The organism is Streptomyces sp. NPDC093598, assembly GCF_044764825.1.
GTDB lineage: Bacteria > Actinomycetota > Actinomycetes > Streptomycetales > Streptomycetaceae > Streptomyces.
On sequence record NZ_JBIWIV010000004.1, the window covers coordinates 123,605 to 143,152 of the forward strand.

Consider the following 19,548-nt stretch of genomic DNA (forward strand, 5'->3'; position numbering starts at 1 on the left):
AGTCAGGAACGAGCAAAGAGCTGGGTCCGTGGGCCCATGCGAGGGACTGCCCTCTGCGGATACGTTCGGGCCTGAGAGCCGGCATGGCCAGATGGTGCGGTCGGAGGGGGTCCGGATGGGGCGGCGTTGGCGGAACGGGCGTGGGGAGCTGGTCGTGCTCGGGGGTGACGCCGGACCGTCCGTCACTGTGCCGCTGGAGATCGCCACCTCCTATCGGGCCCGTACGAAGGGGTTGTTGGGACGGGACTCCATCGAAGGGGCGATCCTGCTCTCCCCCGCCAACAGCGTGCACACCTTCCGTATGCGCATCCCGATCGATGTCGCCTACCTGGACCGCCACCTGCGCGTCATCGCCGTGCGGACCATGCGGCCTGGGCGGCTGGGGATGCCCCGGCTGCGGGCCCGGCATGTGGTCGAAGCGGGGGCCGGGGTCATGGGTGAGTGGGGGGTGCGGGAAGGGGCTCGGGTGGAGATCGTCGTGCCGGCGGAAGGAGGTTAGGGCCCCATCCAGGAGCTTCTACGGCAGGTCGCTCACCCGGACGTGCGGAAGTTGGGAGACCGCGGAGCCGACCGCGTCGATCGTGCGCACGGGTGGTTCCTCGTCCGTGGAGTACAACCGGGCGCGCACGGACCGCCCTGACGGGGGCGCCAGCCAGTAGGCGGACGGCGGAAGGTCAGCCTCTGCGCGGCACGATGTAGCCGCACAGGACGGGCGCGGCCCAGTGCCGACCACTCTGGTCGCTGTCCCGGTCGGCCACGTCCACGTCGACCCCTTCGGTCCGCACCGCCAACGTCAGGGCCTTGGCCAGTGATGCGGGCGGAACCGGCGGCCCGACCAGCAGCAGGTCATAGTTCACTGGTTCCTTCGCTTCCCAGGTCGAAGAGCGTGCTCTGTGCCGCTTCCGCGTTGTCCCAACTCGCCGCGCTGTCCGGTTTCACCGACAGACGCCCCAAAGCGGCCCTGGACTCCGAACGCCCCAGCGCGCCCAGAAGCTCGATGCCGGAGTCGGGGAGCGGGGTCAATAGCCAGCAATAGCGCACTCAACGGCCGCATTGGATAGAGTCACTATTATGAGTACCGACTTGTATGGATGGCTGGAATGCAGGCCCAAGCCTGGGCGCTATGGCACTGAACACGTGCTGTGGGAGCCCTTCTCCGAACTCAGGCACCTCTATTGGGCCCGTGATTACATGTCGTGGTCAGCACTCTTCGACGTCCGGAGTGTGGAGCCTGTCAGAGCTCTCTTCCCTGACCGCGGGGCCCCGGTAGATATGTCGGACACGGTACGAAGGGATGCGGACGATTTCGAGGGCCACAGTCATTCGTGGTTCTCGTGGCGTGAACTGTCGGCTGTCGACTGGAACGCCCCCTGCACCGACGGCCCATCTCGGTACTGGGTCCGCCGCTGGTCCCGTGCCCATGAAGGATCCCTCGTGCCCGAGGGATTGGCCGCACTCCCGGATGAACTGTACGACTCGGCCGCCGCCAAGTTCGGAGAAGGCAACATCGCTCCCTCCCGGTGGCCCGACAACGGAGAGCTCCTGCTGGGCAACGAGGTGTATCGACCTGTCTCCCCTGCCTATCGCGACCTGGTACCGGCCGACGGACCATGGCGACCTGTGTGGAATGTGATGGGCACGCTGTCCGAACTCCATGGTGAGGACAACGTCCGCCTCGTCGTCTGGTTCGGCGGCTGAACGGAAGCCTGGGGGCATCAGTCGTGCGTCACGAGTGACGGCTTGCGAGCCGTCACCCTCCTTCTCGTCTTCACCCCGGCCTACTATTCCAGACCTAGGTATTCCAACGCCCCCTTGGGGTTGTCGTTCAACCGCTTCCAGTCGATTTCCTCACCTCGACTGTACTTCGCCTCCAGCGCCCGCTGCATGTCACCCAGCTGCTTGGCCGTGAAGCTCGCATCACCGATACGAGCGTCAACTCCCTTCTCGTTCATGAGCTGGGCAGGAGAGACCTTCTGTCCCTTGATGGGCCGGAAAACCTCAGTCCACTTATCAGGCTTGTCGATCTCAACGCGGGTCGTCCTGCTCGGATTCGCCTTCTTCCACTCGGAGAGTGTGTTGATCTTCCCGACGAATTCCGGCTGACGCGTCGGGTTCACCGTGTTCTTCACTTCGACCAGGTGCACCCTGCCGTCCCGCCCCTTGTACAGGACATCGGCGTCCGGCACGTTCGACACATCCACGGCTTCTCCTGGCGCGACCTCGACCTGACGCCGGTTGTGTTCCGAGCCGACGGCGGTGTGCACGGTGCTGTCGGGTGCCGCGTCCTCCGAGGCGCGCCGCACGCCGCGCACCTCAGCAAGCATCTCCTCGAGCCTGCTGGCGGTACGCGCGTTGGTCACTTCGGAGCCGAGCTTGCTCGCGCCCGCCCGGTCGACGTTCTTGCGTCGTGCGAGATCAGTGAGCTCGTCGAGCGCGGCCGCCGCCTGGTCTTTGCCGATCTCCTTCTTGCCAGGGTTCTTCTTGGCGTTCCTGACGAAGTCGTCAATGTTGCGCTCGTCAATACTGAGTCTGCCCTGCTTGATGGCGGCCTTCGCCGCCTCCGCCTGAGCCTCCAGCGCCTGTTGCTGTGCCTCGTCCGCGTTCTCCCGGGCCTCCTGGGCCCGCTCCTTGGCCTCCTCGTCGCAGCCGTCCTCGGCGAGGATGACGTACGGGGAGTCGGACGGGCCGGCGGCGAGGATCGTGGTGCCTGTGCCGGAGGAGCCGGTGAGGAGGCCTGGGGTGGTTCCGGGCGAGCTGTCGCCGTACGGGATCCGGCGCGCCGGCGCCGCGATGGTGCAGCCCGACTCGCGGGCCTGCTTCTCGGCCGCGTCCGCCGCCTCGTCGGCGTCCTTCGCCGCCTTCCGAGCGCCCTCGGCATCGCCCGCCTTGGCAGCCTTGCGGGCCTTCTCCGCCGCGTCCGCCGCCTTGTCGAGGGATTCACCGACCTCGGCCAGCTTCTCGAACTTGGTGAATTTCGTAATGGTTTTCGGGCTGAAGATGCCGATGACGCTGACTACGGTGTTGCCGATGGAGGCGCCGTAGTTGCCCTTCTCCCAGTTCTCCTTGTCGACGAACGTGTCGATCGCCAGGTCGGACACGAAGTCCTCGGGCGAGTTGATCCAGCCCCATACGGAGGAGACGTAGTTCCCCTTGTCCCACTCCTCGCCCAGTTCGTCGGCCTTGTCGCCCCACCAGTTCGTGGTGTAGCCCTTCAGGCCGTTCCACGTGTCCTTGATCGAGCCGACGGGGTCGCTGACGACGTCCATGGTGCCGGCCAGGAAGCTTTTGGTCGGGGCCACGAAGAAGCCCCGGACATGGTCCATGAACGTCCTGTCGTGGCGTTCCTGATCATGTACCTCGTCCCAGAGCGACCTCTCTTCGAACGGCCCCGGAGCGAGTGGGACTGTGTCGTTCGTCCCCGCGCCCTCATAGGTGATGATCCGAGTCGACCACGCCGGACCACGGCCGCTGTCGTTGCCGCCCGGACCACCACCGGCGTCCGTGCCTCCCTGGCCACCCGAACCGCCCTCGGTGCCCGAGTCGCCTTCGGCACCCGCCTCACCGTGCGCGCCCGCACCACCGTCTGCCGCCGCGCCACCGTCCGCGTTCGCGCCGCCATCCGGGTCGGCGCCGTTGCCGCCGTCGGCTCCGGCGTCCGCACCACCCGGCTGCCCAGCGTCGTCGTCCCCGGCCGCACCCGTCTGCGTACCATCGCCCTGCGGAGCGGGGCAGGCCGTGCCCGTCACCGAGCAGACCGCCGACCGGATGCCGTCGGCGATACGCCCGCCGAGGCCGCCCACCGACAGTGCGACGATGATCGCGGCGACCACCGCGATGAGCCCCGCGTACTCCACCGCGGTCTGGCCCTCGTCCCGCCGCCAGCGGATCATCCTCGCCAGGCTGAACGCCCGGCGCTCCTCCCTGTCTTGGGGAGCGATCTCGAACCACTCACGCGACCGGGCCCGGCGCAACAGCACGATGACCGCCACCGGCATCGCCGCCTGCGTGATGCCCCGCAGATCACCGTGCAACAGCGTGCCGAACGACAGCCACACGATCCACGCCTGTACGGCGATCAGTGCGCGGCTCGTCCACACCCCGCCCCGCCACAGGCGCCGGGCCAGGTAGACCCCGGCCACGCTGGGCAGCGAGTCGTACACCAGGATCCCGACGATCTCCCCGGAGTAGTACGTCACCACCGACAGCACAGTGACCACGTACAGCACCGTCAGTGCGAACTGCACCCACAGCAGTACTTGCGCCCAGCCCAGCTCCCTTGGCAACGGCGAATACCGGTCCCAGGACGGGCTGCTCTGTGCACCCCACATCCCGCTCGGGGGTATCGGGTCACCGGCAGGGGACATGCGCGACCTCAGCTCAGCTCGATGAACGGCCGTTCAACACAGGCACCGAGCCGAGGCTAAGGAAGGTCGATCACTCACGCATGGGCCCGGGGTCCCAACGCCGGGCCCACTTTGCGTGGCTCAACTCTCCGTGCGCGGGAAGGAGACCTCGACCCGGCGGTTCTTCTTGCGGCCGGTTTCCGTGGAGTTGTCGGCGATGGGGTACTGCTCGCCGTAGCCGCGGACCTCGTATGTGACGTTGGAGTCGGTCAGTTCCTGGTCGAGGACGTTCTGGACGGCGTCGGCCCGCTTCCTGGACAGGACATCGCCGTGGGCGGAAGAACCGAGGTTGTCCGTGAAGCCGAAGACGCGGATCTTCGTCGCGTTCTGCGTCTTGATCTCCTCGGCGATCGCGGAGATCCGGGCCTTCGCCTCGCCGCTGAGTTTCGCGCTGTCCTTGCCGAAGAGGACCTCGGCCTGGAGGGCGAACTTGACGTCGGCGTTGGTGTCTTCGCGGCGTTCGTCACCGCTTTGGTCTTCTACGACCTGTTTGATGTCGAGGACCTTGGCTTCGGCGAGGGTGGCGCCTTCGGGGAGCTTGAGGTCGGGGTCGTTGGCGTCGACCTCGACGGGGGCGGAGGCGGAGGCCTCGGTGCCGGGGGGTACGCCGGGGGTCTCGTCGGCGTGGGCCGCGACGGCTCCGTAGAGGTTCGCGGCGACCATGAGGCCGGCGGCGGTGAGGACTAGGGCGAGGCGTGGAGTCACCGGTCGGGTGCGCGTGCGGGTTTCCATGACCGGCCTCACCCGGAGATCTTGATGGTGCCGCTGGAGAACGTCGGGACCTGGAGGGTGACGTCGGTTGCATCCGCGGGCGGGGAGGGGAACTGGATGAAGACGGGGATGGTCTGTCCGGACTCGATCGTGGTGAGACCCGTGGTCGTCAGCGGTCGTCCGTCGGTGTCGCGGAGCACGTAGTAGCGCTTCTTCCCCTTGGAGTCCACGAGCGTCGCGCCGCCGAGCGACGTGCCGTGCTTGAGGATCTCCGTCTCGTCACCGCGAAGTGCTGCCGGGAGCACCATTGAACCTGATCCGTCGTTCTTGAACTGGCCATCAATGGTGAGGAATCCGCCCGCATCCCGCTGCGCTGACGTGATCTGAAGGAGAAGGCCGTCCTTGCCCTTGAGTTCGGTCAGTGGTGTCTCCGTCTTCCCCTCCTGAGCACTAGGTGCGGAGCCACGGTCCTTGGAAGCGGAGGCCGAGGTGTCCGGCTTCTTGTCGCCGCCACCACCACCGCAGCCGGCCATACCCAGGGCCAGGCCGGCCGCCAGGGTCAACGCGACCATCCTCCTGCGGGCCCTCTCAGTGAACCGCATGCTCATCTCTCCGCTTCCTTCATCACTCGTCGTTCGCTTCTCAGTCGGCCAGGTGGACGTCGAAAAGATCCTCGGGCTCCGGAAGCTGGCTGAGGTCGTCCGGCTTCAGGTCCCAGTTCCTGTCTTTGCACGTGAGGCGGGGGAGCACGTCGACTTCCGCGTCCTCGGCAGGGAGCTTGAACTCGCAGAGGGGCTCGATGACGGCCGTGGCGCTGGCCCTCGACCTCTTCTGCGCAGTGCCGGGGACAATGGACTCCCCCATGGTCTTCCGCGTCTGCACGACCACGTCGTAACCCAAGGGCAAGCCGGTTCCCGAACACCCCTCAACGTCAGCGTCGTTCTGGCCGGCGAGCTGGTACGCGCGCGAGCACGGGTCGGTGGCCAGCGGTACGGCGCCATCGAAAATGTCCTGCCACTTCGCGGGGTCGAGAACGGCCTCAACCCATTCTCCTGCAAGCTGGTCCCGGGCGTCCTGGGCCGCTGCGAGCGCCGCAGCATCGGCCGCCGTCTGGGCACCGCCGCGATTCACCGTGGCCTGGCCGACCGCGAAGTAGGCGAGCGCAAGGAAGAGCAGGCCCCCCACCACCGTGATGTAGATGGGGAAGGCCTGCCCTGCGTCGCCGCACCTGCCGGGTTGCGTCAATTCCCGACCCGGTTGATCAGATTCGTGATCCTGTCGAGGATCGTCGTGCCGATGCTGGTGCCCGTAATCGCCAGCACAATAGCCACCACCACCGCGATGATGCCCAGGTACTCGACCGCCGTCTGCCCCTTGTCGCCGGCGCGGCGGCGCATCGCCTCGGCCGTCGTGTTCTTCCAGCCGTTCACGCGGACCTTGGTCGCGACGGCGGTCTTCAGCATCAGGTCGCTCATGGTGTTCCCCTCCGGGTTCGGCTGTGTCGCTCTCGACACGAGGAACGTACGGCGATACGACCAGTCCGCCAGAGGGCCCCTGGGCCCAATTCCGGGCCCAATCGCTCGGGCCCAGCCGGCTGTTCCCCCGTGGTCTCACCGACGGTCACCCCCGTCCCGGTGTGCGTCCGGCGCCGTGCCGATCCACTTCGCGGCGGCCTCGGAGCGGCTGGTGCTGTGGAGCTTGGCGAAGATGCGGTTGATGTGGTTCTTGACGGTCTTCTCGCTGATGAAGCACGTGGCGGCGATCTGCTGGTTGTTCATGCCGGACGCGATGAGGTCCATGATCTCCGCCTCCCTCGTGCTCAGTTGGAACCGCGACCTGTCGGGAGCGGCCGGCCGGCCACTCGTCCACCCAGACGACGACTGTCCCACATGCGGTTGCACTTGCGAAAGGTTTTCTGGAGAAGGACGTGGAGAAGTGTTGAAATGCACTGGTGGGGAGGGTGGTTGAGTCTGCATATACGACTGGGCGGAAGCGGAAAGTCCGTATGCAGTCGCACTTGACGACTGACCCAGGCCCTCGGGGAGAGGGGGTGCCGGTGCCCGGCCCTGGCGGAGTTGGGCCAGCAGCGCGCCCGCCGCCGTGGGGGTGAAGTGGGCCCTGCCCTCCTTGATGTCCCGTACGGCCTCGACCAGCTGGTCGGCTGTGAACTCGCCGTGGACCAAGTAGCCGCCCGCTCCTCGGCGCAGGGCCTCCTGGACGATCTCCGACTCCCTGCTGTAGGTCAGCATCACCACCGGGGCGATCTGCACCAGGTACGGGAGGGCCGAGATGCCGTCCACGCCGGGCATGCGGACGTCGAGGAGGACGACGTCCGGGCGGTGCCGGTGGGCGGCGTCGTAGGCCTGGCGGCCGTCGGCGGCCTCCGCCACCACCTCGATGTCCGCGCGGCCGGAGAGCAGGGCGGTGAGGCCGGCGCGGACGACGGGGTTGTCGTCCGCCACGACGACCCGGAGACGACGGGCCGGCGGTGCCGACTGCGGGAGGTCGGCGAACGGGTTGTGCGGTGGCGGCTGGGGGGCGCCGGTGGCGTGGGGTGTGTGATCCGGCATCAGAGGCCTCCTCTCGGGTCGTGGCGTCATGCGGTCGGGGTGGTCAGGGCGGCCAGGGGGAGTTCCAGGCGGACCTCCGTGCCCTGGGGGTGGCCGCCGCGGCCTATGCGGATGCGGGCGCCGACGGAGGCCGCGCGTTCGACCATGCCGACCAGGCCGAAGTGGCCCGCGCGGCGGAGTTGTTCGAGGGTGGTGCCGGGTGGGAGGCCGCTGCCGTCGTCGTAGACGCTGATGCGGAGCAGGTCGCCATGGACGCCCGCGCTGACGTCGACGCGGGTGGGGTGGGCGTGGCGGTGGGCGTTCTCCATGGCTTCCGAGGCAATCGTGAGGAGCTGGCGGGCCACGGCCGGTGGGACGGAGGGAACGGCGTGGGCGCCGGTCGGGCGGTAGACCGCCGTCAGGCCGGTGCGAGTGCTGAAGTCGCGGGTGCGGGCAGCCAGTTCCACCAGGACGTCCGTGGCCTGGTCGGGGTCCGATTCGCGGCGCAGGTCAGCCAGGAGTTCGCGGGATTCGGCGGCGGCCCGGCGGGCCGAACGGGCGACCAGGGCTGCCTGTTGCCTGATCAGCGCCGGGTCCATGCGGTCGGCGCCGGCCGAGCCGGTCAGGCCGTCGGCGGCCAGGGCCACGCCGTGCAGGGTCTTGGCGACCGAGTCGTGCATCTCGCGGGCCAGCCTGGCGCGCTCGGCACCGACCGCTTCCGTCACGGCGAGACGGGCCTGGACGGTGGTGAGGGCCTGGGTCGCCGCGCCGAAGCGGAGCATGAGGTTGCGGAGGCTGGAGCCGACGGCTCCGGCGATGACGCAGAGGCCGGGCAGCAGGGCGGACTCGGTGATGCCGGGGGCCGGGTCCTCCTGTGCCGCGTGGATGAGGAGCAGCAGGAGGGCCTGGAGGGAGGCGAAGACGGCGGCGCCTCGCCAGCCGTAGACCAAGCCTGCCAGGAGGGGGGTGCAGACGCTGACGTAGGCGAGGGTGCTGTCGGGGCCGGCGGCAATGAGGAGCAGGGCGCCGAAGAGGGTGTCCGCGGCAAGGAGGGAGGGGTGGCGGAGGAGGAGCGGGCCGAAACGTTCCCAGTCTCTGAAGAGGACGTAGGAGGTCATGAAGGTGACGACCACGGCTGCGCCGACGAGGCGGGTCGGGAGGCCGTCGTTCGCGTTGACCAGGGCGGTGGGGGTGGCCAGGGCGATCATGGCCAGGCGGAAGCCGAATACCTGTCGGCACATGGCTTGCAGGGCGTTGACCTGGATGTCGATCGCGGGGTGGGTGGGCATGCCGCTCGCCGGGCCCTCCGCCGGGACCGGGTCCGCACTCGCACCCGTGGGTGGCCCCTGTGACGGCGCGGCCCCATCGGAGGCGGATCGACCGTTCGTATGTCCCTGGAGACCGTGTGCCGTCGGCATCGGCCCCTGCGCACGGGGATCCGCCTCTGTCACTCGGGGCACCGCCCTGTCCCGGCGCCCGCCCCCCTTGATCCGCGCCGTCGGCTCCCCACCGACCAGGGCGCCGGCCACTTCCCACCCCGGCGGCAGCGCAGGCGTCACGGACGTGACCGGTACGTCCGGCGCGCCCGTGCGGACATGCGCCGGCAGCACCGTCCCCGCCGGAGGAGTGGTGATCTCCGGTGTCTGCTCGGATCGGCGGCGGCGACGCCCCAGCAGTCCCGCCCGCTCCCCTGTCATCGACATACCGTCGCCCCCTCCCCTACTTCCCGGTCACCGAGCCGAAGTCCGTTCCCGAGCCGAGGATCAGGCCGGTGCCGAGCAGGAGCATCGTGGCCGGGACCATGAAGGTCGTGATCATCATCGTGGCCTTGGGGACGGCCCGGGCCGCCTTGCGGCGGGCGTTCTGCGCGTCCGTACGGCGCATGTCCTTGGCGAGGGACACCAGCGTGTCGACGATCGGCGCGCCCAGTTCCTCGCCCTGCTGGAGCGCCGTCACGAACATCGCCACCTGCTCGGAGTCGTTGCGGCGGCGCAGTTCCGCGAAGGCCTGGCGGCGGCTCATGCCGAGGTCCATCTGGCGCAGGGTGATGCGCAGTTCGTCGGCCCAGGGGCCCTCGTACCGGGACGCGACCCGGTCCAGCGCCTGTCGGAAGCCGAGGCCCGCGCTCACCACGACCGCCAGGACGTCCAGGAAGTCAGGCAGGGTCCGTTCGATGACGTCCTTGCGGATGCGGATCGCCGACCAGATGCCGACCTCCGTCCAGAACGCGCCGAAGGCCAGCAGGAGCAGCGCGACGAACAGCTGGCCGCGCATGAGGAAGACCAGGAAGCCCACGACCCCGAGGAAGCCGTAGACCGCCCGCCGCGCCGCGTACCTGTCGATCGTCAGGCCGCCGGGGTTGCCCGCAAGGTCGATCTTGCGGCGGTACTTGGCCACCTGCTTGGGGCCCATCAGGCGCAGTACCGCGGGCGCGTAGCGCATGCCCAGGCGGTCGACGAGCGAGTCGACCGCGCCGGTGCGGGTGGAGCCGACCTCCAGGGCCAGGGCGAGGTCGCCGGGCAGTTTCGCCTCCGCGCGGTACATGCGGATGCCGGCGAAGACGCCCCAGACGCTGAGGCCCATCAGCAGGGCGAGGAGCAGTCCCATGGTTGCCTCCGGGCTCTCAGACGTCGATGCGGGACAGGCGGCGGATGAGGACGAAGCCGACGGCGTAGAGCGAGAAGGCGATGATGACCGCCGCCTGGCCGAAGGCGGAGCCGGTCATGCGGTCCAGGGCGCCGTCCTTCACCCCGTTCATGAGGAACAGGGAGCCGACGCCCAGGACCGGGACGGCGTACGACGTCATGTTGACCTGGGAGAGCTGGGTACGGACCTCGCGCCGGGTCTCCTTGCGTTCCTCCAACGTCTCCGTCAGGTTGCGCAGGGCGCTCACCACCTGGCCACCGGCCCTGTTCGACAGGACCAGCGTGGTGACGAGGACGACCAGTTCGCGGGACGGGAGGCGGTCGGCCAGTTCGCCCAGCGCGTCGTCCATCGAGGCGCCGACCGCCAACTGGTTGGAGACCTTCCCCAGTTCCTCGCCCGCCGGGGCCTCCATCTCCTCCGCCGCCATGCCGATCGCCGTGCGCAGGGCGAGGCCCGCCTGGGTGGCGTTGGCGAGGATCCGGGCCATCTCGGGGAGCTGGTTGATGAACTTCTCGATGCGCTTCTGACGTTGCCAGTTGAGGAACTGGACGGCGACGCCGATGCCCAGCAAGCCCGCCAACGGCCCGAAGAACGGGGCGAGAGCCGCCTGGCCGATCAGCCACAGGCCCGCGACCGTGGCGAGCATGTAGACGAAGAACTCACCGGGTGTGATGTCCAGGCCGGTCGCCGCCAGGCGCAGTTCCAGCTTCTTGCCCAGCCTGGTGCGCCGCAGACGGCGGTCGATGCCGCGGAAGTTGCGGCGCCGGCCGGCCGTCGGGACCTGGCCGGTGGCGGCCAGGCGGTCGACCAGGGCCTGCCGCTGCGCCTTGCCCGCGGCGTACGAGTGCAGGCCGACGACCGCGAGGACGCACGTCAGCAAGGTGATGCCGGTGGTGAGCGTGATGAGCGATTGCAGTTCCATCGGTCGGTCCTACCTGGCTTCTCGGGTGGCTAGCTGGTCCGCGGACCGGGCGATGCCGAACGCCTGCGGGAGGGGCTGGCTCGCCATGTAGAGGCGGTCGGCGGTGCGGCGCGGTAGCGCGAAGTACTCGAAGGCGCCGTGGATACGGCCGTCGGAGGTCATCGGCTGCGCGTTGAAGCGAGCGACGGTGACCAGGCGGTACGGGTCGCTGCCGTGGCTGTCCATCAGTGCGATCTCGGTGATGCGGCGGGCGCCGTCCGCGAACCGTGTCAGCTGCACGATGACGTCGACCGCGCTGTTGATCTGGTCGTGCAGCGCCACGAAGGGGATCTCCACGTCCGACATCGACGCCAGCGTCTGGAGCCGCATCAGCGCGTCCTCGGCGCTGTTGGCGTGGACGGTGGCGAGTGAGCCGTCGTGGCCCGTGGACATCGCCTGGAGCATGTCGAGGGACTCGCCGCCACGGACCTCACCCACGACGATCCGGTCGGGGCGCATGCGCAGCGAGTTGCGCACGAGGTCGCGGATCGTCACCTGGCCCTTGCCCTCGACGTTGGGCGGGCGGGACTCCAGCCGGATCACATGCGGCTGCTGGAGCTGGAGTTCGGCGGAGTCCTCGATGGTGATGATGCGTTCGCCCTCGGGGATGAGTCCCGACAGGGCGTTCAGCAGGGTCGTCTTTCCGGTGCCCGTCGCGCCCGAGACGATGATGTTGAACTTCGCCTGCACCAGGCCCGCCAGCAGGTACAGCATGTGCTCGTCCAGCGAGCCGAGGCCGATCAGCTCCTGGAGCGTGAAGGAGCGCGGGAAGCGGCGGATCGTGAGGGTGGCGCCGGTCAGGGACAGCGGCGGGATGATGACGTTGACGCGCTCCCCGGAGGGCAGGCGGGCGTCGACCATCGGGTTCGACTCGTCCACGCGGCGGTTGACGGTGGAGACGATCCGCTCGATCGTCTGCATGAGCTGGTCGTTGGAGGCGAAGCGCAGGGGGAGTTGCTCGACCCGGCCGCCGCGTTCCACGAAGATCGCGTCCGGGCCGTTGACCATGATCTCGGTGATGGACGCGTCCTCGAGGAGCGGTTCCAGGATGCCCAGACCCAGTGCCTCGTCGACCACTCTGCGGATCAGCTGCGAGCGCTCCACCGTCGACAGGACCGGGCCCTCACGGCTGATGATGTGCCCGAGCACACGCTCCAGCCTGGCCCTGCGCTCGGCGGCGGCCAGCGAACTCATCTCCGCGAGGTCGATCTCCTCCAGGAGCTTGGACCGGTAGGAGGCGACCATGTGGCCGTCCTCGCCCCGGTTGCCGTTCTCCTCGGGGGTGTTGATACGTGCTCGCAGGCTCATGAGTGCGGTGCTCCTAGCTCGTCTTTCAGTGGTCGAGCGGCATCGTGGCGGTCTTGACGGCCGGATCGAACTCCCATCCCGGCACGAGGGACGGGATCTGCACAGTGGCCGTGACCGTGACCTCGTCCCCGCCGAACGACGGCAGACAACTGGTCTCGTCCGCCAGCCAACTGCTCACCGCCGCTCGGCAGTCCGCCTCGTACGGCCCCTCCAGCGACGCACTGCGCGCCCCGGTCCTGGCTGCCGTGCCGGCCTGCTGGGCCGTGTAGGCGATCAGCCCGAGCTGCACGGCCGCCAGCGCGACGATCAGCAGGATCGGCAGAAAGCCGATGTACTCGATGGCGACCTGGCCGCGGTCGCGTTTCCTGGGCGGGTGCGTCATCTCAGTCCGCCTCCTCGACCGCGCCGGCGTGGCCGTGGACCGTGAACCCGAAGGACAGCGTGCCCGGGAAGAGGACGGGGACCTCCAGGCGCACATCGGCGGTGACGTAGCCCGAGCCACCGCAGGTCACACTGGCACCCGATCGCCACGCGTCCGACAGGTGCTTGAGCCCGGCCGCCTCGCACGCGGCCTGCCGCGCCCCCGGCTCGGCCGCCGTCGCCTGCCGTACCGCCTCGTCCGCGGCGTTGCCCGCGAGCGTGTAGGTGTAGCCGACGAGGACGACCTGCCACAGCGCGATCAGCGTCACGATGATCGTCGGCGTCATCCCCAGGAACTCGATGGTCACCTGGCCCTCGTCCCGCCGTCTCAACGGCATGCTCACCCCTCCCTCCTCCGTCGGAAGCTCACCGACCCCCGGCCCCCCTTGTGGCCACCGTCCGCGGCCTTGACCAGGCCCAGTTCGCCCGCCAGACCCCACAGGGCCTGTTTGACCGAGCTTTTGTTCTCCAGTTCGTGGATACGGCCGGCGTCCACGACGCTCTGCAGTTCCTTGAAGTTGGCGGGGACCACGGTGGCCGCGACCGCCGTGCCGGTGATCTTCTGGATCAGGGGCGGCTGGATCTCCGTGGCGCGGCTGTGCCGGTTGACGACGACGGTCGTCTCCTCGGCCTTGCGGATCTGAAGCCGGTCCCACATCCGCACGGCCCGTTTGGCGCCCCGCACGGCGACCACGTCCGGGGTGGTGATCAGCAGAGCCCGGTCGGCCATCTCCACGGCCGCCGCCCCGGCGCCGCCGAGCTGGGCGCCGCAGTCGATGACGACGACCTCGTAGCGGGAGCGCAGCGCGCTGACGATCTGGCGGGCGGAGCGGTCGGTGACGTCCTCGCCGCGTTCCCCTTCGGCGGGGGCGAGCAGCAGGGCGACGCCGGTGTCGTGGCGGAAGACGGCGTCGGCCAGGACGCGGGGGGAGATGTCGGTGATGGCGGCCAGGTCGACGACGGAGCGGCGGAACTGGACGTCCAGGTAGGAGGCGATGTCGCCGGTCTGGAGGTCCATGTCCACCAGGGCGGTGCTGCGGCCGGAGGCCTGGGCGGCCAGGGCCAGCTGGATCGCGGTGAGGGTGGTCCCGGTGCCGCCCTTGGCGCCGCTGACCGTGACGACGGTGCCGCCGACGCCGGTGAAGACGTCACCTCCGGCGCCCAGGTGCCGGCGTACGCCGACGGACCACTGGGCGACCGCCTGGACGCGGCTGGCGAGTTCCTCGTAGCTGAGCGGGAGGGCGACCAGGCCGCGGGCGCCGTAGTCCATGGCGGCCTGGAAGAGGCCGGGGCTCGCGTCGGAGGTGACGAGGATGACGCCGACGGCCGGGAAGCGCAGGGCCACTTCGCGGATCAGTTCCAGCGCGGGGACCGGGCCGATCCGCTCGTGGACGATCACGACCTCCGGCAGCTCGTCGACCGACTCGGCGGCCAGCCGGGCCAGGGTGTCGATGAGCTGGGTGGAGTCGACCACGGGGGCGACGGGCTCGGCGTCCGGGAGCTGGCTGAGCAGTGTCGTGACGGAGCGGACCGCGTCCGCTTCACCGACTGCCGGGAGGATCCTCGTGGGCATGGCAGCCTCTCACTTGTCCTTCGCGAGTTCGTACGTCCGGTCCCGCTCGGGGACGGTGGTGTCGCTGCCGGGCGCGACGAGGGCGAGCCGGACGCGCTTGGCGAACGACTCGGCGTAGGTGATGCGCTGGGCGTCGAGGGCGGACAGCGCGAAGGTGATCGGGACGGCGTCGGTGGGCTGCTGGGTGCGGTTGCCCTCGTCGGGCTTGAGCGCGGTCAGTTGGCCGACGTCGAGGACCTTGGCGTTGGTGACGATGATCTTCGACTGGTCGGGGTCGCCCTCGCGAGCGCCCTCGAAGGTGGCGTAGACGTTGACCGACGCTCCGGGCGTGATCTTGCCGGCCACTCCGGTCGCCGCGTCGATCATGATGGCGACCTCCTGCTGGCCCGGCTGGAGGGCCGGCTGGCGGACGATCATGTCGGACTGGAGCAGGGAGCCCGCGCGCAGGGTCGTGACGGCGATCTTGCCCTGGATCTCCCGCAGGTCGGTGACCGCGTTGTCGGACAGCCACCGTTCGGGCATCTTGATCTTCTCGAACTGGCCCGTGCTGAGGGTGGTGTAGGGCGGCACCTCGGATTTCAGCCGGTAGGCGGTGACCTCGGGGCCGACCTTCGACTTCACGTCACTGATGACGGAGAGCACGCCGGTGAAGGCGCCGAGGGCGCAGACGACCGACAGGAGCAGGAGAATCACGCCGCGGCGCTGACGGGAGTTCATGAACCGTACAACCTCGTTGGGGATATCGGTCGAGCGGGATCGGAACAGTGCTGACGAGCGGTGTCAGGACTCACCCGACGGCCGTTCGGTTCTCGAGCTGCTTCGGGGGCGGGCTGTCGTGGACGGGTGGCGAGGCCGAGCAGAACACGCAGCGGTCGCCGATGACGTCGATGCCGCACCAGTGGCACTGGCCGCGCCGCACGGACGTGACCAGCTGGTAGAGGACGGACAGGTCGGGCAGGTAGCTGCAGAACTCGATGAGCTTGCCGGTGCCCCACCAGCCGGGCGACTCGGCCGGGAGCGGGGTCTCGCGCAGCCCCTGCACCTTCCAGGAGGGGGCGAGGGTGCCCGTGACCCAGTCGGACTGGAGCTGCCCCTTGGCGACCAGCATCCAGGTGCCGAACTCGGGCCCGGGGAGGCGGGCTTCGGGGGTGATCCTGAGGAGATGCGGCTCGGGGTGGGCGAGGACGCCGAACTGGCTGCCGGGCATCCAGGACTTGGCGTGCGACTTCAGGCCGACGGGGACGCGGTCGAGCCGGGTGACGGAGTTGAGGAGCGCACCGGCATGGATGTAGTGGACGAGCAGCCGGCCGGCCGAGGCGAGCACGCCGGGGCTGATGTCGCAGGAGGCGAGCTGTCGTAACTGACGGGCCAGGACGGCGAGTCCGAGAGGCGGCAGATCCGGCCGGAACAGGGCGATCCGGTCGCTCTCCATGAGGGAGCGCAGAGTGTGCAGCCGTCGTTGCACCGCGGTGGGCGCGGCCTGCGAGCAGACCACAATCACATGGCCGTGGTGCTCGACCAGGGCCTGCATCTCGGCCAGCGCCTGCTCCAAGGGGCGTCGGTCGACGTCCCGGAGCACGACGGCGGGCAGGGTGCGGTCGTCCTGTGGTGGCAGCGCCATGTCGGCGCTGGTCACGGCAATGGCAGTTGGCACGCGCAGCTCCCCGTTTTCCCCATGCCCGTCGGAACGCCAGGTGTCACTCCGGCGCACCGTGTCGACTTCACTGCGTGACTACCTCAGCACTGTATCCACGGCTCTGTGACCGGAGAACAGCGTTTGTGTAGCTGGAGAGCAACTGTCGTTGCACAAGATGCGCCAAAACGGGGCAGGTTGAGCATCTTGCCGGTCGCCGCGGCGGGCCCGGGCGGTCCCGGGCGGTGGGCCCAGCGGGCCCAGTGGTGACGGTGGGCCTTCGTTTGGGCCCTGAGGCCCACGCCTGACGGAGCGTCGCGTACCTACGCTCGCGGTCCGAAAGGCACGTCGATCGGGCGAGGAGGGGTGCCGTGTGGCCGGCGGGGGCGGCATACGGAGGTACGGGCACAGACCGGTCTTCGACGACCGCGGGGCGACCGGCACCGAGTACCTCGGGATGGTCGTCGTGAGCGCGGCGATCGTCCTGGCCGTCTCGGCGACCGGAGTCGGGCAGCTGATCTACGACAGGATCGCCGCGCAGGTCTGCCGGGTCGCCGGCGGCGGCGACTGCGGGACGGGCGGGACCGGGCAGGGCAAGCCGCTCACCGACACCGACTTCGAGCCGGCGCTGTGCCAGGTCTCCTCCGTCACCGACAAAGCGGGCTCCAAGGCGAAGATCTTCTTCTGGGAGATCGGCAAGGAGTACGGCTTCCAGGAGCAGCACCTGAAGGCGAAGACGGACGTGAACGGGGACGGCAAGGTCGACGACAACGACCAGCTGGTCTATCTGACCTTCACGGACGCCGCGTCGGTCGCCGCCAAGAAAGACTTCAAGCCGGGCATGAAGGTGGGCCGGTTCGGCGCCGACAAGGTGGAGCTCGGACTCGGCATCAAGGTCACCAACGGCGACACCTGGGTGTTCCGGAGCCCGGAGGAGGCCCAGCGGTTCCGGGACGACGTGGAGAAACTCCAGATGTACGAGATGCGGCGCACCATGCCCGGCGGCGCGGAGGCGAGCCTCGGCGACAGCATCGCCTACCTCTTCGGAACGGGCCCCCTCAAGGACGAGGAGGACACCCAGAACCGGATCAAGGAGAACCTCGGCGACAACCGGAAGATCACCTACGGCAAGGTGAACCTGGAGGCATCGGCGTCTGCGGGCCTGAAGATCTCGGCGGGCGACGAGAAGAAGCTGAGCGCCGCGCTCGGCGGCACCTTCAAGTACTCCCCCGAGGTCACCTGGACCGACAACTCCTACAAGAACACCAAGTCGTACACGTACTCCTCGTCCATCGAGTACGGCTCCAAGGTGGGCTACGAGGCGGGTCCGCTCAGCGGCGAGTACGCGGCGAACACGACCCGGACGGGCACCATCACGGTCACCTACGACAAGGGGACCGGCAAGCTGGTCCGCGTCGACATGACCCGCACCGTCGAGAAGGGCGGCCAGAAGGACGGCGCCAAGGCCGGTGGCGACAACGGCAAGAAGGACGGCGACAAGCGGGGCGGCAACGCCGGTGTGAAGGGCACCGACTCGCAGACCGGCATCGAGATCGTCACCGACACCCTCACCTTCGACCCCGGCCCGGCCGGCGACCAGGACCGGGCGGTCGCCGAGCGCTGGCTGGACAGCAACAACGAGCAGGTCGCCACGCCCTTCCAGTACATGTTCGCCGACCACGCGCCGACGGCCCGGCCGGGCGCCGACGACCCCTTCGGGCAGCTGATGTTCGACCGGGGCACGTCGAGCCGGATGACGTACACGGGTGAGGTGAACGCGGCCGAGTACGGCTTCGAGTTGAATCTGGGGCTCAGTCTGGGCATGACGATCAGCACGGAGGAGAAGTCGGAGACCCTGACCGACGCCCAGTTCCTGGGCGCCCCCCGCGGGGACGGTCGCTCCTACCTTCCCTACAGCTACTGTGCGCACTGACGAGACGGGAGCCCCAGCCGATGAAGACCCGCCGTGCCTGCCTGGCCGCCGCCCTGCTGACGACCGCCGTGGCCCTGACCGGCTGCGGGAGTTCCGGCGCGGGCTCGGTGCCCGACGGCTGGGGCACCCTGAGGACCAAGGGCGTCGACGTGTCGTACCCGAAGGGGTACGAGGAGCAGAGCGCCGCCGGACGCGGCAAGCACAACGCCGCGGCGGCTGTGCGTACGGAGGGTGGGAAGAAGGTTTCCGTCATCACCGTCCAGCTCGGTTTCACCGAGGCGAACTCGGCCGAGCAGGCCGCGATCGCCGCCGAGGCGGGCATCCAGATGGGCGCGAAGGTCGAGGGCCAGAAGGACGTGGAGCTGGCCGGCACGGACGAGGCGAAGCGGATCGACTTCTCCTTCGAGGCGACCGGCGAGGACGGCGGCCCGGCCGAGGGCACCCCGGTCGAGGGCGTGATCCTCACCGGGCTGGACTCGGCCGACACCACCTTCGCGATCCGGATCGACGCCGCACGGGGCTCCCTGCCGGACGGGGACCTGGACCGGATCATCGACTCTGTCGAGGTGCACTAGCCGTGGAGGTGCCGGGCGCCGGCTACGTCGTACTCGCGCTGCTCGTCGCGCTGTTCGGCGCACTGTCGTGGACGTTCGCACGGCGGCTGGTGACGGTGACGCGGGTGCTGTGGCGCGGCGTCCGGACGGAGGGCGCGTGCGTCCGGGTGGAGACCGAGCCCTACCACCGCTCCGACGCCCGGCGGCACTTCTTCGCCTTCCGTACGGCCGACGGCGCCCGGGTCGAGTTCGAGGACCTGGCCGGCTGGTCGACGGCGGAGGGCACGCCGGTCACCGTCACCTATGACCCGCGCGACCCCGAGGGCACGGCGACGGTGGCGGGCCGGGGCAGCTGGTCCCCGGTACTCCAGTCGCTGGCCCTGGTCGCGGGCTGCGGCATGGCCACGGCCGGTTTCGCGATCCTGCTCTTCTTCGAGATCACGGGGGGCGATCGATGACTCTCGTCCGCTGCTGGGCCGTCGGCATCGTGGTGCTCGTCCTCACCGAGTACGTCCAGATGACACTGATACACGGTCCGCTGGTCGGCCCGGAGGGCGTCGGCTCGTTCGGGGCCGCCCTGGCGCTGGTGCATCTGCCGAACCTGGTGTGCGTCGTGCTGGCCACCTGGGCGGCGGCGCGGGCGCATCCGGAGCCGTGGCGCCAGATGCCGGTGCGTCACCTGGCGGCGGCGTGCGCGGCTCCTGCGGCGGCGCAGGTGCTGCTGCTGACGCTGCGGCCGGGGGTGCTGGACCTGACGGGTGCGGCGTTCTGGATGTCCACGGGCGTGCTGCTGGCGGGCTGCGCGGTGGGAATGCTGCTCGACAGGTTGGTCTGGACCTCTTGACACCGCCTCTGGT

General features: G+C 69.3%; 22 protein-coding genes. 6 read left to right on the top strand and 16 right to left on the bottom strand.

The window, feature by feature from the left end; all coding sequences use genetic code 11:
• Window positions 1-115 precede the first annotated feature (115 nt).
• Entirely contained in the window at window positions 116-499 is a 384-nt protein-coding gene (locus tag ACIRDU_RS15750) for a DUF192 domain-containing protein (RefSeq protein WP_403579309.1), read from the top strand.
• A gap of 175 nt (window positions 500-674) precedes the next feature.
• Here ACIRDU_RS15750 and ACIRDU_RS15755 read toward each other — a convergent pair whose 3' ends face one another.
• Entirely contained in the window at window positions 675-857 is a 183-nt protein-coding gene (locus ACIRDU_RS15755; protein WP_403579311.1) for a hypothetical protein, read from the bottom strand.
• A 577-nt stretch (window positions 858-1,434) separates the two neighbouring features.
• On the opposite strand from ACIRDU_RS15755, the gene ACIRDU_RS15760 reads away from it, so the two are divergent.
• Window positions 1,435-1,698: a hypothetical protein gene (locus tag ACIRDU_RS15760; protein WP_403579313.1), complete on the top strand. Its 264-nt coding sequence runs from the start codon at window positions 1,435-1,437 to the stop codon at window positions 1,696-1,698.
• An 83-nt stretch (window positions 1,699-1,781) separates the two neighbouring features.
• On the opposite strand, the gene ACIRDU_RS15765 is transcribed toward ACIRDU_RS15760, so the two are convergent.
• The 15 genes from ACIRDU_RS15765 to ACIRDU_RS15835 all read right to left on the bottom strand — a co-directional run bounded on the left by ACIRDU_RS15765 (window position 1,782) and on the right by ACIRDU_RS15835 (window position 16,192).
• The gene (locus ACIRDU_RS15765; protein WP_403579315.1) at window positions 1,782-4,244 is read right to left on the bottom strand and encodes a hypothetical protein; all 2,463 of its coding nucleotides are present in this window, start codon (window positions 4,242-4,244) and stop codon (window positions 1,782-1,784) included.
• Between the two features lie 240 nt (window positions 4,245-4,484).
• Window positions 4,485-5,135 (bottom strand): OmpA family protein, encoded by a 651-nt coding sequence (locus ACIRDU_RS15770; protein ID WP_403579318.1) that lies wholly within the window; start codon window positions 5,133-5,135, stop codon window positions 4,485-4,487.
• Between the two features lie 8 nt (window positions 5,136-5,143).
• Window positions 5,144-5,722, bottom strand: a complete 579-nt coding sequence (locus ACIRDU_RS15775; protein WP_403579321.1) for a hypothetical protein — start codon at window positions 5,720-5,722, stop codon at window positions 5,144-5,146.
• A 34-nt stretch (window positions 5,723-5,756) separates the two neighbouring features.
• Window positions 5,757-6,359: a pilus assembly protein TadG-related protein gene (locus ACIRDU_RS15780; protein WP_403579323.1), complete on the bottom strand. Its 603-nt coding sequence runs from the start codon at window positions 6,357-6,359 to the stop codon at window positions 5,757-5,759.
• A complete protein-coding gene (locus ACIRDU_RS15785) occupies window positions 6,356-6,589 on the bottom strand; it encodes a Flp family type IVb pilin (protein ID WP_403579326.1) in 234 nt (77 codons plus the stop codon). Before ACIRDU_RS15785 ends, ACIRDU_RS15780 begins: the two co-directional genes overlap by 4 nt.
• Before the next feature lie 135 nt (window positions 6,590-6,724).
• Complete coding sequence (locus ACIRDU_RS15790) at window positions 6,725-7,684, bottom strand: response regulator (RefSeq protein WP_403579329.1); 960 nt, start codon at window positions 7,682-7,684, stop codon at window positions 6,725-6,727.
• 26 nt (window positions 7,685-7,710) lie between these two features.
• Window positions 7,711-9,366 (bottom strand): histidine kinase, encoded by a 1,656-nt coding sequence (locus ACIRDU_RS15795; protein ID WP_403579332.1) that lies wholly within the window; start codon window positions 9,364-9,366, stop codon window positions 7,711-7,713.
• Window positions 9,367-9,382: 16 nt separating this feature from the next.
• Window positions 9,383-10,270 carry a DUF5936 domain-containing protein gene (locus ACIRDU_RS15800; RefSeq protein ID WP_403579335.1) on the bottom strand — a complete coding sequence of 296 codons (888 nt, stop codon included), beginning with the start codon at window positions 10,268-10,270 and terminating at the stop codon, window positions 9,383-9,385.
• A 16-nt stretch (window positions 10,271-10,286) separates the two neighbouring features.
• Entirely contained in the window at window positions 10,287-11,231 is a 945-nt protein-coding gene (locus ACIRDU_RS15805; protein ID WP_403579338.1) for a type II secretion system F family protein, read from the bottom strand.
• A gap of 9 nt (window positions 11,232-11,240) precedes the next feature.
• Window positions 11,241-12,578 carry a CpaF family protein gene (locus ACIRDU_RS15810; protein ID WP_403579341.1) on the bottom strand — a complete coding sequence of 446 codons (1,338 nt, stop codon included), beginning with the start codon at window positions 12,576-12,578 and terminating at the stop codon, window positions 11,241-11,243.
• Window positions 12,579-12,603: 25 nt separating this feature from the next.
• Complete coding sequence (locus ACIRDU_RS15815) at window positions 12,604-12,960, bottom strand: TadE/TadG family type IV pilus assembly protein (protein WP_403579344.1); 357 nt, start codon at window positions 12,958-12,960, stop codon at window positions 12,604-12,606.
• Between the two features lies 1 nt (window position 12,961).
• A complete protein-coding gene (locus ACIRDU_RS15820; RefSeq protein ID WP_403579346.1) occupies window positions 12,962-13,336 on the bottom strand; it encodes a TadE/TadG family type IV pilus assembly protein in 375 nt (124 codons plus the stop codon).
• 2 nt (window positions 13,337-13,338) lie between these two features.
• A complete protein-coding gene (locus ACIRDU_RS15825; RefSeq protein WP_403579348.1) occupies window positions 13,339-14,571 on the bottom strand; it encodes a CpaE family protein in 1,233 nt (410 codons plus the stop codon).
• Window positions 14,572-14,580: 9 nt separating this feature from the next.
• Window positions 14,581-15,288, bottom strand: a complete 708-nt coding sequence (gene cpaB, locus ACIRDU_RS15830) for a Flp pilus assembly protein CpaB (protein ID WP_403579351.1) — start codon at window positions 15,286-15,288, stop codon at window positions 14,581-14,583.
• 70 nt (window positions 15,289-15,358) lie between these two features.
• Complete coding sequence (locus ACIRDU_RS15835) at window positions 15,359-16,192, bottom strand: hypothetical protein (RefSeq protein WP_403580599.1); 834 nt, start codon at window positions 16,190-16,192, stop codon at window positions 15,359-15,361.
• 385 nt (window positions 16,193-16,577) lie between these two features.
• On the opposite strand from ACIRDU_RS15835, the gene ACIRDU_RS15840 reads away from it, so the two are divergent.
• From ACIRDU_RS15840 to ACIRDU_RS15855, 4 genes are read left to right on the top strand one after another with little or no spacing between them, the layout of a single operon-like run.
• Window positions 16,578-18,137: a hypothetical protein gene (locus ACIRDU_RS15840; RefSeq protein ID WP_403579354.1), complete on the top strand. Its 1,560-nt coding sequence runs from the start codon at window positions 16,578-16,580 to the stop codon at window positions 18,135-18,137.
• Between the two features lie 20 nt (window positions 18,138-18,157).
• Window positions 18,158-18,712, top strand: a complete 555-nt coding sequence (locus ACIRDU_RS15845) for a hypothetical protein (protein ID WP_403579357.1) — start codon at window positions 18,158-18,160, stop codon at window positions 18,710-18,712.
• 2 nt (window positions 18,713-18,714) lie between these two features.
• Window positions 18,715-19,149 carry a DUF3592 domain-containing protein gene (locus ACIRDU_RS15850; protein ID WP_403579360.1) on the top strand — a complete coding sequence of 145 codons (435 nt, stop codon included), beginning with the start codon at window positions 18,715-18,717 and terminating at the stop codon, window positions 19,147-19,149.
• Window positions 19,146-19,535 (top strand): hypothetical protein, encoded by a 390-nt coding sequence (locus tag ACIRDU_RS15855; RefSeq protein ID WP_403579363.1) that lies wholly within the window; start codon window positions 19,146-19,148, stop codon window positions 19,533-19,535. The genes ACIRDU_RS15850 and ACIRDU_RS15855 overlap by 4 nt, the downstream gene beginning before the upstream one ends.
• Window positions 19,536-19,548: the final 13 nt, after the last annotated feature.

Excerpts from the sequence above, each read along its gene's own strand:
- ACIRDU_RS15770 (WP_403579318.1), bottom strand. The coding sequence starts at position 5,135 with ATGGAAACCCGCACGCGCACCCGACCGGTGACTCCACGCCTCGCCCTA.
- ACIRDU_RS15750 (WP_403579309.1), top strand. The coding sequence starts at position 116 with ATGGGGCGGCGTTGGCGGAACGGGCGTGGGGAGCTGGTCGTGCTCGGG.
- ACIRDU_RS15820 (WP_403579346.1), bottom strand. The coding sequence starts at position 13,336 with ATGCCGTTGAGACGGCGGGACGAGGGCCAGGTGACCATCGAGTTCCTG.
- ACIRDU_RS15785 (WP_403579326.1), bottom strand. The coding sequence starts at position 6,589 with ATGAGCGACCTGATGCTGAAGACCGCCGTCGCGACCAAGGTCCGCGTG.
- ACIRDU_RS15800 (WP_403579335.1), bottom strand. The coding sequence starts at position 10,270 with ATGGGACTGCTCCTCGCCCTGCTGATGGGCCTCAGCGTCTGGGGCGTC.
- ACIRDU_RS15845 (WP_403579357.1), top strand. The coding sequence starts at position 18,158 with ATGAAGACCCGCCGTGCCTGCCTGGCCGCCGCCCTGCTGACGACCGCC.
- ACIRDU_RS15810 (WP_403579341.1), bottom strand. The coding sequence starts at position 12,578 with ATGAGCCTGCGAGCACGTATCAACACCCCCGAGGAGAACGGCAACCGG.
- ACIRDU_RS15790 (WP_403579329.1), bottom strand. The coding sequence starts at position 7,684 with ATGCCGGATCACACACCCCACGCCACCGGCGCCCCCCAGCCGCCACCG.
- ACIRDU_RS15855 (WP_403579363.1), top strand. The coding sequence starts at position 19,146 with ATGACTCTCGTCCGCTGCTGGGCCGTCGGCATCGTGGTGCTCGTCCTC.
- ACIRDU_RS15825 (WP_403579348.1), bottom strand. The coding sequence starts at position 14,571 with ATGCCCACGAGGATCCTCCCGGCAGTCGGTGAAGCGGACGCGGTCCGC.
- ACIRDU_RS15795 (WP_403579332.1), bottom strand. The coding sequence starts at position 9,366 with ATGTCGATGACAGGGGAGCGGGCGGGACTGCTGGGGCGTCGCCGCCGC.
- ACIRDU_RS15815 (WP_403579344.1), bottom strand. The coding sequence starts at position 12,960 with ATGACGCACCCGCCCAGGAAACGCGACCGCGGCCAGGTCGCCATCGAG.
- ACIRDU_RS15835 (WP_403580599.1), bottom strand. The coding sequence starts at position 16,192 with ATGGCGCTGCCACCACAGGACGACCGCACCCTGCCCGCCGTCGTGCTC.
- ACIRDU_RS15805 (WP_403579338.1), bottom strand. The coding sequence starts at position 11,231 with ATGGAACTGCAATCGCTCATCACGCTCACCACCGGCATCACCTTGCTG.
- ACIRDU_RS15775 (WP_403579321.1), bottom strand. The coding sequence starts at position 5,722 with ATGAGCATGCGGTTCACTGAGAGGGCCCGCAGGAGGATGGTCGCGTTG.
- cpaB (WP_403579351.1), bottom strand. The coding sequence starts at position 15,288 with ATGAACTCCCGTCAGCGCCGCGGCGTGATTCTCCTGCTCCTGTCGGTC.